The 16,950-nt window shown below is 58.1% G+C and carries 10 protein-coding genes and 1 tRNA gene; 10 read left to right on the top strand and 1 reads right to left on the bottom strand.

From position 1 onward, the window contains the following. The first annotated feature begins 93 nt into the window (after window positions 1–93). Window positions 94–1,311: an efflux RND transporter periplasmic adaptor subunit gene (locus ICI42_RS15220; protein WP_456238705.1), complete on the top strand. Its 1,218-nt coding sequence runs from the start codon at window positions 94–96 to the stop codon at window positions 1,309–1,311. Further along, window positions 1,308–4,403: an efflux RND transporter permease subunit gene (locus tag ICI42_RS15215; RefSeq protein ID WP_188165419.1), complete on the top strand. Its 3,096-nt coding sequence runs from the start codon at window positions 1,308–1,310 to the stop codon at window positions 4,401–4,403. The genes ICI42_RS15220 and ICI42_RS15215 overlap by 4 nt, the downstream gene beginning before the upstream one ends. Before the next feature lie 127 nt (window positions 4,404–4,530). On the opposite strand, the gene ICI42_RS15210 is transcribed toward ICI42_RS15215, so the two are convergent. Continuing rightward, window positions 4,531–4,605, bottom strand: a tRNA-Gln gene (locus ICI42_RS15210). Between the two features lie 314 nt (window positions 4,606–4,919). Here ICI42_RS15210 and ICI42_RS15205 point away from each other — a divergent pair. From ICI42_RS15205 to ICI42_RS23465, 8 genes are all read left to right on the top strand, one after another. Continuing rightward, window positions 4,920–5,807: a hypothetical protein gene (locus tag ICI42_RS15205; RefSeq protein ID WP_188165418.1), complete on the top strand. Its 888-nt coding sequence runs from the start codon at window positions 4,920–4,922 to the stop codon at window positions 5,805–5,807. Between the two features lie 143 nt (window positions 5,808–5,950). Further along, window positions 5,951–6,826, top strand: coding sequence for a glucose-1-phosphate thymidylyltransferase RfbA (gene rfbA, locus ICI42_RS15200; RefSeq protein ID WP_188165417.1), 876 nt, complete (start codon window positions 5,951–5,953; stop codon window positions 6,824–6,826). Between the two features lie 8 nt (window positions 6,827–6,834). Beyond that, window positions 6,835–7,389: a dTDP-4-dehydrorhamnose 3,5-epimerase gene (rfbC, locus tag ICI42_RS15195; protein WP_188165416.1), complete on the top strand. Its 555-nt coding sequence runs from the start codon at window positions 6,835–6,837 to the stop codon at window positions 7,387–7,389. A gap of 18 nt (window positions 7,390–7,407) precedes the next feature. Further along, a complete protein-coding gene (gene rfbB, locus ICI42_RS15190; RefSeq protein WP_188165415.1) occupies window positions 7,408–8,475 on the top strand; it encodes a dTDP-glucose 4,6-dehydratase in 1,068 nt (355 codons plus the stop codon). Continuing rightward, on the top strand, window positions 8,472–9,356 hold the full coding sequence (gene rfbD / locus ICI42_RS15185; protein WP_188165414.1) for a dTDP-4-dehydrorhamnose reductase: 885 nt from the start codon (window positions 8,472–8,474) through the stop codon (window positions 9,354–9,356). Before rfbB ends, rfbD begins: the two co-directional genes overlap by 4 nt. Before the next feature lie 159 nt (window positions 9,357–9,515). Beyond that, window positions 9,516–11,822 (top strand): glycosyltransferase family 2 protein, encoded by a 2,307-nt coding sequence (locus tag ICI42_RS15180; RefSeq protein ID WP_210317253.1) that lies wholly within the window; start codon window positions 9,516–9,518, stop codon window positions 11,820–11,822. A gap of 103 nt (window positions 11,823–11,925) precedes the next feature. After that, the gene (locus ICI42_RS15175; RefSeq protein ID WP_188165413.1) at window positions 11,926–13,203 is read left to right on the top strand and encodes a glycosyltransferase family 2 protein; all 1,278 of its coding nucleotides are present in this window, start codon (window positions 11,926–11,928) and stop codon (window positions 13,201–13,203) included. A gap of 325 nt (window positions 13,204–13,528) precedes the next feature. Further along, complete coding sequence (locus ICI42_RS23465; RefSeq protein ID WP_210317251.1) at window positions 13,529–16,705, top strand: class I SAM-dependent methyltransferase; 3,177 nt, start codon at window positions 13,529–13,531, stop codon at window positions 16,703–16,705. Window positions 16,706–16,950 lie beyond the last annotated feature (245 nt).

Here is a 16,950-nt window from a genome sequence, read left to right as displayed (position 1 = left end):
GTACAGTAAAGCTGGTATCTCGCTCATTGCCAATTTTAAGCTATTATCCGGCCGATGTGCCTACAATTGGACATCGGTTTCCTGGGGGTCCATGTGATTAAGCGCTTTATCATCGCTTTCATTCTTCTCGTCATCGTCTGCGGCGGCATCGTTGGTTTCAACATGTTCAGGAGCCAGGCGATCAACCAGTTCTTTGCCACCATGAAGCCGCCGGCGGTGACGGTTTCGACCATCAAGGTCGCCCCGCAGGACTGGAAGCCCGGTATTGAGACCATCGGCACGGTCGCAGCGTCGCGCGGTGTCGACCTCACGGTCGAAACGACGGGCATCGCCAAGGAAATCCTGTTCACCGCGAACCAGAATGTCCAGCAGGGCGACGTCCTGGTCCAAATGGACGATGCCGTGCAAAAGGCCAATCTGGCTGCCCAGCAGACCCAGGCGTCGCTCGACAAGGTTTCGCTTGATCGGGCGGTCGAGCTTCAGCGGCGCGGTGTTGGTTCTGAATCGACCCTCGACCAGGCTCGCGCGACGGCGTCGGCGTCCGCTTCGCAGGTCGAGAGCCTAAAGGCGGTGCTCGACCAGAAGCAGTTGCGTGCGCCGTTCTCGGGCACCATCGGCATCCCCCAAATCGACAACGGTCAGTATCTCCAGCCTGGAACGATCGTGGCGACGCTTCAAAATCTCGAGACGATGCGCGCGGACTTCACCGTTCCCGAACAACGCCTGTCGGAACTGAAGATCGGTCAGTCCGTCCAGTTCGGCACGACGGTCGGCGACCTGCGCTACACCGGCAAGATCACCGGTATCGACCCCAAGGTCGATCCGTCGAGCCGGCTCGTATCCGTGCGCGCCGAGATTTCCAATCCCGACGGCCAACTCAGCCCCGGCCAGTTCGTTCAGGTGCGCGTCGAACTGCCGGAAGAGCAGGATGTCATCGCCTTGCCGCAGACGGCGATCATCAGCAGCCTTTACGGCGACTATATCTATGCCGTTCGTCCCGCAGGCCAGAAGCCCGCGGCTCAAACGCCTGCGCAGCCCGCGACCTCGGATGCGGCAACTCCTGCCGACAAAGCTGAACCGGCACAGGCGGCGTCATCCCAGCCGGATGCCACGCCCGCGCTCGAGGGCGTGCAGGTATTCGTCAAGACCGGCCGCCGCTCATTGGGCCTGGTGGAAATCCTTGAAGGTGTGAAAGCGGGCGACGATGTCGTGACCGCCGGTCAAAACCGCCTGTCCAACGGCGGTCCGGTGAAGATCGACAACACCATCGATCCGTCCAAGCTGTCGCAGTCGGGAGAAGCATCCAAATGAATTTCTCCGACATCTTCATTCGCCGGCCGGTCCTGTCGGTCGTGCTCGGCCTGATGATCCTGCTCCTGGGCTTCCAGGGCATGTTCAATCTGGCCGTACGCCAGTATCCCAAGGTCGACGAGACGGTCATCACCGTCACCACCACCTATCCCGGCGCCAGCGCTGATCTCATCCAGGGCTTCATCACCTCGCAGATCACGCGCGCCGTCGCGACGACGGAGAATATCGACTACGTCAGCTCGCAAAGCCGACCGTCGGCCAGCATCGTGACCGTCCAGATGAAGCTTGGCTCGAATCCGGACGTGGCACTGACCGAGGTTCTCGCCAAGGTGCAGCAGGTTCGCAGCCAATTGCCGAGCGACGCCGAGGACCCGACCATCGTCAAGGGAACGGGCCAGCAATTCGCCATCATGTATCTGGCGATGCAGAATCCGAACATGTCGTCGGAAGAGCTGACCGAATATATCGAACGCGTTATCCGCCCGCGCATGTCGACCATCGAAGGCGTTGCCGAGGTTCAGGTGCTCGGTGCCGCCAACTATTCGATGCGCGTCTGGATCGATCCGATCAAGCTTGCCTCCCGCAATATCACCGCCTCCGAGGTTCTGACGGCCATCAGGTCATCGAATTTCCTGGCCGCCCCCGGCAAGACACAAAACGAATATGTCGCTCAGTCGATCACCATGCAGTCGACGCTGCAGACGCCGGAAGCGTTTGCCGAGTTGCCTCTAAAGTCCAATGACGGCAACGTCGTCAGACTGCGCGATATCGCTCACGTCGAATTGGCTGCGGAAAGCACCGACACGCGGGTCAATTTCAACGGCGAGCCGGGTACGTTCATCGGCATTTTCCCAACGCCGTCGGCCAACCCGCTGACAACCGCAGCGGCCGTCATCGCAGAACTGCCGGCGCTTCAGTCCAGTCTGCCGGAAGGCATGACCGTAACCATGGTCTACGACTCCACCGAGACGATCAGCGCCTCAATCGAGGAGGTGTTCAAGACGATTGCCGAAGCCGTCGCCATCGTCGTGGTCGTCATCCTGCTCTTCCTCGGTTCGTTCCGATCCGTCCTGATGCCGATCGTCACCATCCCGCTGTCGCTCATCGGCGTGTGCTTCATGCTGTGGTTGCTGGGCTATTCGATCAATCTTCTGTCCCTGTTGGCGATGGTCCTCGCCATCGGCCTTGTGGTCGACGACGCCATCGTGGTGGTCGAAAACATCCATCGCCACATCGAGGAGGGGCTCTCCCCGATGCAGGCGGCGTTCAAAGGGATGCGCGAAATCTTCGGGCCGATCGTTGCTATGACGATCACCCTTGCCGCCGTCTTCGCGCCTTTGGCGTTCACGGGCGGACTGACCGGTTCGCTGTTCAGGGAGTTCGCGCTCACTCTGGCAGGTGCTGTGGTACTCTCGGGCTTCATTGCTATCACCATCACGCCGATGATGTCCGCGCGTTTGCTCAAATCGGGCAATCCAAGCCGATTTGCGGCTTTCGTCGACCGCACCTTCGACCGCCTTGCCAATCGCTATGAGCGGACATTGACAGGCACCTTGAAATATCGGCCAGTCACGCTAATGGTCGTCATCGCGCTGGTCGGGGTAACCGGCTTCATGTTCCTCAACACCTCGAGCGAGCTTGCCCCCGAGGAAGACCAGGGTGCGTTGTTCTCGCTGGTTACCGGACCGCGCTATGCGACCTCCGACTACACCTCGCTCTACACGGACCAGATCTATGAACTGACCAAGGATCTGCCCGAGATGAAGGCCAATTTCTCGATTGTCGGGGCCGACGGCGGCACCAATAGCGGGTTTTCCGTCTTCGCCTTCAAGGATTGGGCGGATCGTACGCGCTCGCAAAAGCAGTTGCAGACCGACATTCAGGCGCGGCTTGCCCCTGTTGCCGGCGTGCAGGCGCTTGTCTTCGCACCGCCTTCGCTGCCGGGTGCCGGCGGCGGCCTGCCGATCTCGATGGTGATCCAGTCGACCGGCGAAGCCAGCCAAGTCTACGAAGTCGCGGAGGAAATCAGGCAGAAGGCCCAGGCCTCCGGCCGCTTCATCGTGGTGCAGAACTCGCTGGCCTTCGACGCTCCGCAGGTGACGGTCAGCATCGACCGCGACCGCGCCGCCGCTCTGAACCTGCCTGTTTCGGAGATCGGGGCTACGCTGAGCCTGCTGGTCGGCGGCAACCAGATCGCGCAGTTCGACCGCGACTCCAACAGCTACGACATCATCATGCAGGTGCCGCAGGAGTTCCGGAACAATCCCGAAAAGCTCGGCCAGTTCTATATCCGCAGCATCAACAACGAAATGGTGCCGCTGTCGGCGGTCGTTTCGGTCTCCACCAACGCTTCGCCGGCTGCGATCGAGCAGTTCAACCAGCTTAATTCCGCAACCGTCTCGGCGCTTCCCTTGCCGGGCGTTACGACCGGCGACGGTCTGGCGGCCCTTGAAGAGGTTGCGGCACCTTTGCTGCCGACCGGCTTCTTCGTCGACTATTCCGGCCAGTCCCGTCTTGAAAAGGAGCAGGGCAGCACGATCATCATCGCGTTTGCCGCTGCCGTGGTTGTGATTTACCTGGTCCTGGCGGCACAGTTCGAAAGCTTCCGCGATCCGCTCATCATCATGATGTCGGTGCCGCTGTCGATCTTCGGCGCGATTGTGCCGCTCAATCTCGGCTTGGGAACGTTGAATATCTACACCCAGGTGGGGTTGATCACACTGATAGGACTGATCACCAAGCACGGCATTCTATTGGTCGAGTTCGCCAACCAGCTCCGCGAGGAGCAAGGGCTCGGCCGCATGGAAGCCATCGTCGCCTCGGCAAAGGTTCGGCTGCGCCCGATCCTGATGACCACCGCCGCCATGGCGCTGGGCGTGGTGCCGCTTATCACGGCAGCGGGCGCGGGTGCTGCGGCACGCTATTCGATGGGTCTGGTCATCTTCTCGGGCATCCTCATCGGAACGATGTTCACGCTTTTGGTCGTGCCGATGTTCTACAGCCTGATTTCGCGCAAGGAACTGAAGGTTCATGCCGAGGCGCCGAATGCTGACCTGATGGCGCAAGCCACGCCGCACGGCAGCCATAGCTAACGCACGACGCACCGAACAAACTGAAACCGCTGCCCAAAGGTGGCGGTTTTCGTTTGATTCGCCGAGAATGCGCCGGCGTTACGCCTTGTTCACGCTGGTATGACGGATTTGATTCAGTAATTGAGATTGGCTGGGGCGCCAGGATTCGAACCTGGGAATGCCGGTACCAAAAACCGGTGCCTTACCGCTTGGCGACGCCCCATTGAGTCGACCGCGGCCCTTATAGGCAGCTTGCACCCAAAGCACAATATTATAGGCGCGCTTTGTGCCTGTGGAAAACGCTGTCACGGATGAGCAAATCGGTCGATCTCAAACAAACTTTGCCCACCGACATTTAATTGAAACGTTTAGATGTTTTACCCCTGAGCGCGCTTGGGTGCATTTTCTCCCCTTGGCTGTTCGGCCTTTTCGCCTTATGAGCATTCTTAAGGCTCTCGAAGAAGCTGCATTTTTTAAGAGCAGTCCTGTTGGGAGGAGGGGGAACGCCAACTAGGGTGGGTTTAGGGGTTTTACTGATTGATGCTCGAAAAACAAAAAGAGAAGTACCGTAACTATATCCAGAGGCTATCACAGGATGCCGACGTTTCCGCTGGCGATGTCCGTCAGGTCATCTACGCGAAGCTTCAAAAAGCCAATGAGGATATGATCTCCAAGAACAGGGATTCTTTCGGAGACGATTACGTTGAACTCCTCCGCCGGGCTTTATCGGAAACCATTGCGGAAAATGAAGCTCGATACGACACCGGCACCAATTCGACAGCCGAACCCGATCCGATAGACGAACTCCATCAGTCCACGGTCGCCGATGAAGCACTGGCCCACGATGCAGGCGAATACAACGAGACCGAACCGGTCACGTATGCCACCCCTCAACTGTCCGGCACGCCAGCGGCCTCCAAGCCGCGCTTCAACCAGTCTGTTTTGATCGGGTTGGCTTTGGGCGCGCTCGCGACGATCGTGATTCTCTACGGCCTCACCGCTTCGGGTATTGCATCCGTATCGTTTAACGGGCAGCAGATCGCGCGCAACAGCTATGTCACGACGGCTTACGCCGAACAGGAACCCCAAGTGCAGGTGGCGCGCGATTATCTCGTTAAGGTGCGCGATGCCGTTATCGCCATGCAAAAGAAAGACGCTGCGGCGGTGACGAAAGTTGCCGGTAGCAAGCTTGTTCCCCTGAAGGCGCTGGACCGCAAGTTGGCCTCGCAGTTGCCGAAGAGCCTGCCGACCGGAACGCAGGTGTCGGTCAGGGCCAACGACAAAGGCTATAAGATACTGCTCGATTCACCGCTCTGTTCCACAGTCGAATTGGCGGATATCGCCCTTGTCGATCCCGTCAGGAAACGCGTTGGATTGGGCTGTACGCATTTTGGCATGTGGAATGCTGGTGGCGCCAAGTTCTGAAACGCTTTCGCCTGCAATGACATCAGTGGGTTACATAAATGTGGTGACTGAACTGCCGTCACCAGGCCGATAGTCGGCATAATGATCGAGACAAAATCCGCATCTTTGCTCCCGAGGCTCAGATGCGCAATGCGAGGTTGCGAATGAAAGGCATTATCCTGGCGGGTGGTAGCGGCACCCGGCTTTACCCCCTCACCATTGCGGTTTCGAAGCAGGCGCTCCCCGTTTACGACAAGCCGATGATCTACTATCCGCTCAGCGTGCTGATGCTGACCGGCATTCGCGAGATCCTCATCATCTCAACGCCACGCGATCTGCCCGTCTTCAAAGGACTTCTCGGCGACGGCAGCGACTTCGGCATTTCTCTGACCTATGCCGAACAGCCCAAGCCGAACGGCTTGGCCGAAGCGTTCATCATCGGGCGCGAGTTCATTGGCGACGGCAATGTCGCGATGATTCTGGGCGACAACATCTATTTCGGCGAAGGGCTTTCCACCATCTGCAAGTCTGCGGCCGCCCGCACATCGGGGGCGTCGGTGTTTGCCTACCACGTCGAGGATCCGCAACGTTACGGCGTGGTCAGCTTCGAGAAGGATACCGGCAAGGCCTTGAGCATCGAGGAAAAGCCGACCGAGCCCAAGTCCAACTGGGCGGTGACCGGCCTGTATTTTTACGACAACGAGGTCGTCGATATCGCAGCATCGATCGAGCCGTCCGAGCGTGGCGAGCTTGAAATCACCGCTATCAACAATGTCTATCTCGAACGCGGCGCCCTGCATGTCCATCAGCTTGGGCGCGGGTATGCCTGGCTCGATACCGGTACGGTCGACAGCCTGCACGAGGCATCGTCCTTCGTGCGCACGATCGAGCATCGTCAGGGCGTCAAGATCGCCTGTCCCGAGGAGATCGGACTTGAACTGGGTTGGTTGAGCGGCGATCAGGTGCTGGCGAGAGCCCAGCAATTGGGCAAGAACGAGTACGCGATGTATCTGCGCCGCCGCGTTCGCGAACTGGCATAGGAATTTTCATGACCGAAATCAGAAGCCTGGGCCTGAATGGCGTCTTCGAGATCGTCCCCAAGAAGTTCGGCGACGATCGCGGGTTCTTTTCCGAGACCTACAACAGCAAGATCCTGAAGGAAGCCGGTATCGACCTGACCTTCGTGCAGGACAACCACTCTTATTCAGCCGCTAAGGGCGTGTTGCGCGGTCTGCACTATCAATTGCCGGATATGGCGCAGGACAAGCTCGTTCGCGTCATTAAGGGTGCGATCCTCGATGTCGCGGTCGACATCCGCAAGAGTTCGCCGACCTATGGACAATGGATTTCGCTTGAGGTCTCGGCGGAGAAATGGAACCAGATTCTGGTCCCCAAGGGCTTTGCCCATGGCTTCGTCACGCTCGTGCCGGATACCGAAGTGATCTACAAGGTAACAGAACTTTATTCGCCTGCGCATGACAGGTCGATTAGGTTCGACGATCCTCAGATCGGCATCGAATGGCCGCTGCCTGCTTCGGAACTGCAATTGTCGGCAAAGGACAGCGCCGCGCCGTTCCTTGCCGCCGCCGAAACCTTTGAGTGATCGCAAGGACGGATGCACATGAATTTTCTTGTTACCGGCGGTGCAGGATTTATCGGATCGGCAGTATGCCGCCATCTTTGTTCCGATCCCGCAAACACCGTCGTCAATGTCGACAAGCTGACCTATGCCGGCAACCCGGCTTCGCTGCGCCAGATCGAGAATTATCCGAACTACCGGTTCGTCCAGGCGGATATCGGCGACACCCCGACGATTCTCGAGACGCTGCGGAACAACGAGATCGACGTGGTCATGCACCTGGCCGCCGAAAGCCATGTCGACCGTTCCATCGACGGCCCGGGCGAATTCATCGAGACCAATGTGGTGGGAACCTTCCGCCTGCTCGATGCAGCGCTGACCTATTGGCGCGCTCTGGCTGAGCCCGCGAAATCGCGCTTCCGCTTTCATCACATCTCAACCGACGAGGTTTTTGGCGACCTGCCCTTCGACAGCGGCATCTTCACCGAGGAGACGCCTTACGCGCCGTCCTCGCCCTATTCGGCGTCGAAGGCGGCATCCGACCATCTCGTTCGCGCCTGGCACGAGACTTATGGACTGCCCGTCGTGATTTCGAATTGCTCGAACAATTACGGGCCGTTCCATTTCCCCGAAAAGCTCATCCCGTTGGTCATCCTCAATGCCCTGGATGGCAAATCGCTGCCGATCTACGGCAAGGGGGCGAATGTGCGCGACTGGCTGTTTGTCGAAGATCACGCCCGCGCGCTTGCCCTCATCGCTACCACCGGCAAGAACGGCGAGAGCTACAATGTCGGCGGCCGTTCCGAGCGTACCAATCTCGATGTGGTGCGCAGCATCTGCGCCATTCTCGACAAGAAGCGTCCTCTTCGAACCGGCAGCTACGCTGATCTCATCACCTATGTGAACGATCGTCCAGGCCATGACCGGCGTTATGCCATCGACGCCTCCAAGATCGAGCGCGAACTCGGCTGGAAGCCGCAGGAGACATTCGAGACCGGCCTGGAACGGACCATCGACTGGTATCTCGCCAACGAATGGTGGTGGGGTCCGCTGCGCCGTGAAAAATATTCCGGCGAGCGCCTTGGCACCGTGACGAAGGACGTCGCATGAAAATCCTGGTCACCGGCCGTGAAGGACAGGTCGTCACCAGCCTGATCGAGCGTGCAGGAACACTCGACGGCGTCGAGGTGGTCACCGTCGGCCGTCCAGAGTTCGACCTTGCCGATCCGGCGAGCGTCGAACGGGTTATCGCTGACATCAGTCCCGACATCGTCGTGTCGGCTGCGGCTTACACCGCCGTCGACCTTGCGGAGGATGAGCGCGATCTCGCCCATGCGGTGAATGCCGAAGGGGCAGGCGCCGTTGCGCGCGCGGCAGCAAAAGCGGATATCCCCATCATCCATCTGTCCACCGATTATGTCTTTGCCGGCAACAAGGACGGTGAGTATCTCGAAAGCGACCCGACAGGCCCGATCGGCGTCTATGGGCGCACCAAGCTTGAAGGTGAGAGAGCCGTTGCTGAAGCCAATGCGCGCCATGTCATCCTGCGCACGGCCTGGGTCTACAGCCCGTTTGGCAAGAACTTCGTCAAGACCATGCTGCGTCTTGCGGCGGATCGCGACGAACTGACGGTCGTCGGCGACCAGTGGGGCAACCCGACCTCTGCCTTGGACATCGCCGATGCCGTCCTTCACATTGCCAGATCAGATCGCTTGACCAAAGGAACGGACGGTTTTGGCGTGTTCCATCTCGTTGGAACCGGAAAGACCAACTGGAGCGGATTTGCCCGCCACGTTCTGGAAACCAGCGGCCGGTTGGGCGGCCCGACGGCCGATGTTCGCGACATTGCGACGTCGGATTACCCGACCAAGGCGCAGCGGCCGGCCAATTCCTGCCTTTCGACCGACAAATTGTTCGACACCTATGGCTGGCGCGCTCCCGACTGGCGGATATCTGCGGACTATGTTGTCGAGCGCTTGGTGAGGGTCTGAGCTTGAAACTGCCTGCACTTGTCGAGGCAGGTGATGTTAGAAACTTCAGAGGGGAAGATAATGTCCTTCCCACCGGATGCGCAGATTAAACCTCTTGAACCGAACAGGGCGCAGCCGCGTGACCGAGCGACATCCGCTGCAACACCGCAGCGGTCGGGTATGGCGCGCTTTGCATCGCGGCTGCGGAGTTATGTCGGCTACACCTGTGTGCTCAAGCCGATGGCCGGGCTTGAACAGGTCGGCCAGGAAGCGCGCTCCTGGCGCGTGGTCGATGAAGACGCCTATTTCGAAGTGTCGTGGACGGCGCAGTCCTGGCTGCGGTCTGGCCATTACCGCCTTAAGCTACGCGGGCTCAAAGGGCTGCGCGACAGCACCGCACCTTCCGCCTGGGTCGATACCGGAGTGCGCAGTTCCGGCGTTTCAGCCCTGCGCCGGTCCGCTTTCAGCACAACGACCGCCGCTGTGAACCTGCTGCTGACTTCCGGCGCGCGACGTGTTCTGCTCGATCCCGGTAGCAAGGATGCGGTTTTCTCCTACCGCTCCGCTGCTCTGCGCAGGTTGACGCGGCCGGAATATTACATGCGGCTGGCGCTCGGCGCGTTGGTTGCACGCCAAACCGGCAATCAGCCGATCGCGAGCAGCCTTTCGCTGGTAGTGAGAACCTTGCGACATGGTGGATTGCGCAAACTCGCCGCCGATCTGCGCCGGATAGATCAGGGAGGGCAATTCGCTGCCGTCGACTATCAGCGTTGGATCGAGCGCAACGACACCTTCGGGCCGGCCGAGCAGGAATTGATGAAGCGCCGTCTCGCGGGACTGGCAAGCAAGCCGCTGATCTCCATCGTCATGCCGGTCTACAACACGCCGGAGGACGTGTTGCGCGCCGCCGTGGACAGCGTGGTCGCCCAGGCTTACGAAAACTGGGAACTCTGCATCGCCGACGACTGCTCCAGCATGCCGCATGTGCGGCCGCTTCTGGCGGAACTGGCGGGCGGCGAACCGCGCATCAAGCTGGCTCTTCGGGCTGAAAACGGTCGTATTGCCAAGGCCAGCAACTCCGCACTGGAACTCGTCTCGGGCGAATGGACGGCACTGTTTGACCATGACGATCTGTTGGCGCCCACCGCGCTTGCCGAGGTGGCCTTGCTCGTCGGGCAGCATCCGGATGCCGAGATCATTTATTCCGACGAGGACAAGATCGCCGGCAACGGCGTGCGCTACGAGCCCTATTTCAAGCCGGAATTCTCCCGCGAAATGCTGCGGTCGCAGAATTATTTCAACCATCTCACTGTCTATCGCACAGAAACGCTGCGGGCCGTTGGTGCGTGGCGCCCAGGGTTCGAAGGCAGCCAGGATTTCGACTTAAACCTCCGCATCTTCGAGCGCGTCGATCCCGCAAACATCCATCACATCCCGAAAATCCTCTACCATTGGCGCGCCCTTGACGGGTCGACGGCGCTGGATGGGGCGGAGAAAAGCTATGCGCGTGAAGCGGGCAAGCGGGCTTTGGAAGAACATCTCGCCCGATTGAAGATCGATGCAAAGGTCGAAGCCGTTCCGGGCGCGGCCGTCTACCGGACCCTGCATGCCGTTTCAGAACCGCCGCCGCTGGTCAGCATCATCATCCCGACGCGGGACCGGTGGGAGCTCTTGCGGAACTGCGTGGACTCGATCCAGCAGAAGACGAGCTACTCCCGCTATGAAATTCTGATCGTCGATAATGATTCCGTGGAGCCGGAGACGAAGGCCTATTTGGGCGCGGTCGTCACTGATCCCAAAGTGCGTGTGCTTCCCTATCGCGGTGCGTTCAACTTTTCGGCGATCAACAACTCCGCCGTGTCACAGGCGAACGGCTCCATCGTGGCGCTTGTCAATAACGACATCGAGGTCATTTCGCCGGATTGGCTCACCGAAATGGTGTCGTGGGCGCAACAACCCGATATCGGTTGTGTGGGTGCGAAGCTCTATTACGCCAATGATACCATCCAGCATGCGGGGGTGATCCTTGGCATCGGCGGTGTCGCAGGCCATTCGCACAAATCCTTCCCGCGCTACCACGAAGGCTATTTTTCCCGCCTTCGTATGGTGCAGAACCTGTCTGCGGTAACCGGCGCCTGCCTTGTCGTCCGCAAGGCGATTTATGAGCAGGTCGGCGGGCTGGAGGAAGCCAGGCTCGCCATTGCCTTCAACGATGTCGATTTCTGCCTGAAGGTGAGGGAAGCGGGATATCTCAACGTCTGGACGCCTTTTGCCGAGCTTTATCATCTGGAAAGCGAAAGTCGCGGCGCGGAAGACAATTTCGAGAAGCAAGACCGGTTCAACGCCGAAGCCGACTTTATGCTTGGCCGATGGTCTCTGGCCAACGATCCGTACTACTCCCCAAGCTTGACGCTGGACCGCGAGGATTTTTCATTGTCAGCAGTGAGAAAGCGGGTCTGGCCCACGACTATGGACGCTGGTCGATGATCGATATGGCATCGGTCCGAGTACTGCCTGAAAGATGTTCTCGATCAACGTCTTGTGGTGAACAAGGCGCGTTTTTCCGCATACGAAAGAACAGGTCGCTTTCATGATCGGTTCACCGAAGAAATCGAAAATTGCCATTGCCGCCATCTTCAAGAATGAAGGTCCATACATTCTCGAATGGCTGGCCTTCCATCGGGCGATGGGTGTCGAGAATTTCATTATCGCAGAAAATGGAAGTTCCGACGGGTCGCTGGAACTTCTTTCGGCGTTGCAAAATCTGGGCATCGTGACGTTTATGCCTTATCAAGGAACAGCGGGGAGCCCGCCCCAACTTTCCGCCTATTCCGAGATACTTGGACGATACAAAGAGTCGGCGGATTGGCTGGCCTTCATCGACGCGGATGAGTTTATCTTTCCATCTGCGGATTGCAATTCTATTCCGGATTTTCTCGGCATCGTCGATGAGCATATTGGTGCGATCGCACTCAACTGGGCTACCTATGGCTCCTCATTTCGAGATGTCCCCGGAACGGGAATGGTTATTGAGCGGTTTGTTCGTCGTGCGAAAGAACGCCACGCGATCAATCATCACTATAAGAGTATCGTCAGGACAACGGCAGTGTTGGACACCGGAGACAATCCGCACGTCTTTAGATTGAAGCAGGACTTCGACATGCGTCATGGGAATGGCGCACCGGTTCTCAGCCATCCCCGCCACGGCGCCGGGCTTAGCCAGACCGTTCACTGGTCCCAGTTGCGGCTGAATCATTATGTGGTGAAATCCAAGGCGGAGTTCGACCACAAAAAACAACCGAGGGGACGGGCCACGACGTCCAAAGCCGTGCGCGATGATCGTTTTTATTCAGCACACGACCTCAACGATGTCTACGATCCTGCGCCTTCGTGGCTGGTTAAAGCGACACGACAGGAGATGAGCGGCCTACGCAGCAGGCTGCTGGAAGCCGGCTGTCCTAAGCGGCTGGTCCATCTCGATGAGAACTTGGAACCTCTTGCCCCTCTACGTCCTGTCTTAAAGAAGGGAGAGGGGCAGGGGCGGCTGGAGAGCATCGCGATCGAGGACGGCATGTTGAAGTTGAGAGGATGGGCGCTCAAGCCGCGTGGCGAAGCCCCGCAGTCCTTTGCCGTAGCTCTTGGCGGGAACTCGATCGAGGGCTTTCTCGTAGAACGTTTTTCACGCGGTGACGTCTCCAGACAATTTCCCAGCGTTGAAAATGACAGCGGCCTTTTGATTTCGATCCCATTGGATAGACTCTCCTATGACGTGCAATCCAACCCGCAACTCACGGTGAGTTCGCCAGATGGAGGATTTACACTGGTCAACGCGGCGACCGCTGTTTTGCCGCCGCAATTGCTTCCCTGATATTAATTGTTTCTCCAAAGTTACAAAGATTTATTGAGATGACACAATTCGGTTTCCTGTATCGACTAGCTAATTTTTGTCGGAAAAGCGCCACGCTGACGCCGGTATTGAAGAATTTTGCGCCAGAGCTTTGGCGAACTGGCCGCCCGGGGTGGATTAAAAACATTTCCGCGGTTTTAAAAGGGTTGAGGGTCTTGCCGCAGTGCAGCAAATTTTGCTTTGATGTATCGCTGGGCCGTATAAGAGTTGGTGGGCCTGTGGCGATGGTAGCAAACTGATGGCAACGAGATCCTCACTGAATACACCCCCAGCAGACCAGGATGGGATGGCTGCTTCCCGCGCCGCCCATGATGCAGTCCTTGCAAATGTGATGTCGCGTATCGCCTTCATGCGGCCGCGCTATATGGCTCGCTCGGCCTGGCAAGAGCATGTACCATTTGCATTTTGGATGATTGAGGCCCTTCAGCCCGATGTCGTCGTGGAATTGGGCGTCCACACAGGCGTGTCCTATTTTTCCATGTGCCAGGCGGTTGAGCGTCTCGAAATCGATGCGCGCTGCTTTGGCGTCGATACCTGGAAGGGTGACGTCCACGCGGGCTTCTATGACGAAGATGTCTTTGAGCAGGTTCGAAGCCACAACGACAAATATTATTCCGGATTCTCGCGGCTGGTGAAAAGCACATTCGACGACGCGCTCAAGCACTTTTCTGATGGAATGATTGATCTTCTCCATATTGACGGGCTGCACACCTTCGAGGCGGTGGAGCACGACTTTGAAGCCTGGCTTCCGAAACTCTCCAAACGCGCCGTCGTGATGATGCATGACACGAATGTTCGCGAGAAGGATTTTGGCGTTTTCCGTCTTTTCGAGCAGTTGCGGACCAAATATCCGAATTTCGAATTCGTCCACGGTCATGGGCTGGGGGTGCTCGGTGTCGGCACAAACCAGACGGCTCGTTTGAGAGAACTCTTCACCATCGGGGCCAACGATGCCGACCGGCGAATGGTCCGCGATATTTTTGTGCGTCTGGGCCGATCCTGCGCCGATGCTTTTGAAGCGGAAAATTCAGAAAAAAGACTGGATGAGCTGAAAAAAGAGATCGCGCAACGCGATGAAGCTTTGAAAAATTTGGATGACGACTTAGCGGCTGAGCGGAAAGACAAAGCCGTTATCCGCGACGAGGCCGCTGACCTTCAGGCTCTCATTGACGAGCGGACGCACCAAATCAACGATTTGAACTTCTCGCTTCAAGAAAAAGAGTCATCGTTTCAACTGCTGAACGCCGAACATCAGGCCACTCTGCAGAAGAAAGCGGCCATTCAGGATCGCCTTGCGACGCTAGAGGCTGAACTTGAAGCCGTGCGGTCCGCTGGCTCCGTGGAGCTTGAAGACGTCAAGCTCAAGCTCGATCAACGCGATGCCCAACTGGCAAAATTGAGCGAAGAATATGACGAAAACCGCAGGCAGAATGCTTCCCTTCAGGAGCAGTTGACCAAGGCCGAGGCTGAATTGCGCAAGGCAGCGGCCGGCGAAGTTCAGTATAAGGCTGAACGCCTGGAGCGGCTGAATGAGGGGCGCCTGCGCGAAGCCGAGCTGCAAAGCGCCCGCGACGAGGTCTTGGAGCGTGACGAACGTCTGTCCAAGCTGAACGAGGAGTACAAAGAGGTCTCCCGGCAGAAGACGGAAATCAGGGAAAAGCTGAAAGAGGTCGAAACCGACCTGTTGTCGTTACAGAGCAATTTTGCGGCCCAGTCTGCCGAACTCGCGCAGGCCAAATCCTCTCTGACAGAGAAAGACGCCGCCTTCTCCAAACTGAACGGCGAATATAACGAGGTTCGGCGCCGCAAGACGGCGATCCAGGACAAGCTGACCAAGGTCGAGGGCGAGTTGCTGGCGGCGCAGAACAACGTCACAAGCCAGTCAGCCGAGCTTGCCGAACGTCTGCGCGAACTGGACGAGCGAAATGCCGAGCTCCAGAAGACCAAATCGGCGCTTGAAGAAAGAGATGCCAGCCTCTCCAGGCTGAGCGAGGAACATCAAGAGGTTCGTCGCTTGAGGAAGGCGATCCAGGACAAGCTGACCAAGGTTGAGGGCGAACTTCAGCAATCGCTCAGCGACAATACGGCCCGATCTGCTGAACTGATGGAGCGTTCGGACGCGTTGGAAAAGCGCACGCTTGAACTAGAACAGACCAAGTTTCAGCTCGGCGAGAGAGAAGCCGATCTCTCCAGGCTGACCCACGAGCTTACCGAGGTTCAACGTCAGAGGAAGGCGATTCAAGACAAGCTGACGAAGGTTCAGGCAGAGCTCGAAGCCGTCTCGGCGGAGCACCAGGAAAAAATCGCCCGAAAGCAGGAAGAGCTCGGCAAGCTTCATAAAACATATGCCGATACCGAGTGGCGCCGGGGAGAACTGGAATCGCTTCTCGGACAAGAACGGGAGTATGTCGAATCCATCCGGCAAGAGCTGATGATGGCCCGTCAGGAACGTTCGAATGCGGAATGGCGACGCGGCGAACTGGAAACGCTGCTGCATCATGAGCAGATCAGCGTCGAGCGGCTGTCCAACGAGCTCGAAGCGGCGCGCGATGAGCGACAGGCAATCGAAGTCAAACTTGCCGACCACGAGCAGGCGTTCCGCAAGTTGCAGGATGAGGCGCAGGCGTTACGGCAGGACATTGCCCGGCTGGAAGAGGAAAATCAGCGTCTCGGCGTCAGCTCGAGGGAACTTGTCCTCTTGCGGGATAAGCTGTCGCACACCGAAAGTGCTCTCGCCCAACGCCAGCTCGAGACCGAACAGACCGCGGCCGAGTTATCGGAAGCGCGGAATGAAATCAAGCGGATGACTGCCCTGCAGGACGAGAGCAGGAAAGTGGCCGACGGTTTGAAAGAACATGTCGAGGTCCTCTTTGCCGATCTGAAAAGCAAGCAGGCAAAAACTGCGGCTGACGAAGCAGCCCACAAAGACATGGCGATGAAACTCCAGGCGCAACTCGATCAGATAGATGCGTTGAAGGGCGAGATTGAGGAAACGCGGTCGGTTGCTTCGGGACTTCGCGAGGCGAAGGAAAAGGCGGCAGCCGAGAATGATCGGCTGGAGGCCAAGCTCAAGGAACGTTTCGAAGAGATTGCGACGCTGACACGAATGATTTCGGACAACCAGTCCGAGAGCCGCCGTACGGTCGCGCGGCTGGAGGCCCAAACCCGCCAGAGCGCAGCAAAGCTGAAACATTTGCAGGTCGTTGCAGCAAAAGAGATGGGAAATGCTGTCGCGTCACTTCTCAATGGCGGACAGTGGCGTTTCATGCCAGGTAGAATGCGCCTCAAGCGGCAAATGGAACTGGTCCGAAAATCCGGGTTGTTTGATGCGGAGTGGTATCTCAGTCACTATGAAGACGTGGCGCGGGCGGGGATAGATCCACTGCTGCATTATGTGGTATTCGGCGCCAAGGAAGGGCGAGAGCCCAACTCGATACTGGCAAAAGCCAGAGGCGACCAATAATCGGGAAGAAATGCCGCAAGGTATACGCAAATGAAGAAGCGGGCGGATAACGCTCTGCCGAAGCTGAGGTATAGTATAGTGCGGTCTTAGAGTATGCGGCGTCGGACTTTTACCGGTTCCTGTAAGCTGCTCCCGAAGCGGGGACCTGGATCCGGAGTAATTGTCTAGGCATCTGAATTCGCAAGGCGGATGAGGCGACCGAACTCTGATGTAGACTTGAAAATCTTGACCGGTAACGGTGGCGC

This window comes from Oryzicola mucosus, assembly GCF_014534685.1.
Taxonomy (GTDB): domain Bacteria; phylum Pseudomonadota; class Alphaproteobacteria; order Rhizobiales; family Rhizobiaceae; genus Oryzicola; species Oryzicola mucosus.
Note: the sequence above shows the minus strand (reverse complement) of the source record. Positions and strands in the feature narration are given on the sequence as shown.

Coding starts and splice junctions, on each gene's coding strand:
- ICI42_RS15215 (WP_188165419.1), top strand. CDS start 1,308: ATGAATTTCTCCGACATCTTCATTCGCCGGCCGGTCCTGTCGGTCGTG.
- rfbA (WP_188165417.1), top strand. CDS start 5,951: ATGAAAGGCATTATCCTGGCGGGTGGTAGCGGCACCCGGCTTTACCCC.
- rfbC (WP_188165416.1), top strand. CDS start 6,835: ATGACCGAAATCAGAAGCCTGGGCCTGAATGGCGTCTTCGAGATCGTC.
- rfbB (WP_188165415.1), top strand. CDS start 7,408: ATGAATTTTCTTGTTACCGGCGGTGCAGGATTTATCGGATCGGCAGTA.
- rfbD (WP_188165414.1), top strand. CDS start 8,472: ATGAAAATCCTGGTCACCGGCCGTGAAGGACAGGTCGTCACCAGCCTG.
- ICI42_RS15180 (WP_210317253.1), top strand. CDS start 9,516: ATGGCGCGCTTTGCATCGCGGCTGCGGAGTTATGTCGGCTACACCTGT.
- ICI42_RS15175 (WP_188165413.1), top strand. CDS start 11,926: ATGATCGGTTCACCGAAGAAATCGAAAATTGCCATTGCCGCCATCTTC.
- ICI42_RS23465 (WP_210317251.1), top strand. CDS start 13,529: ATGGCTGCTTCCCGCGCCGCCCATGATGCAGTCCTTGCAAATGTGATG.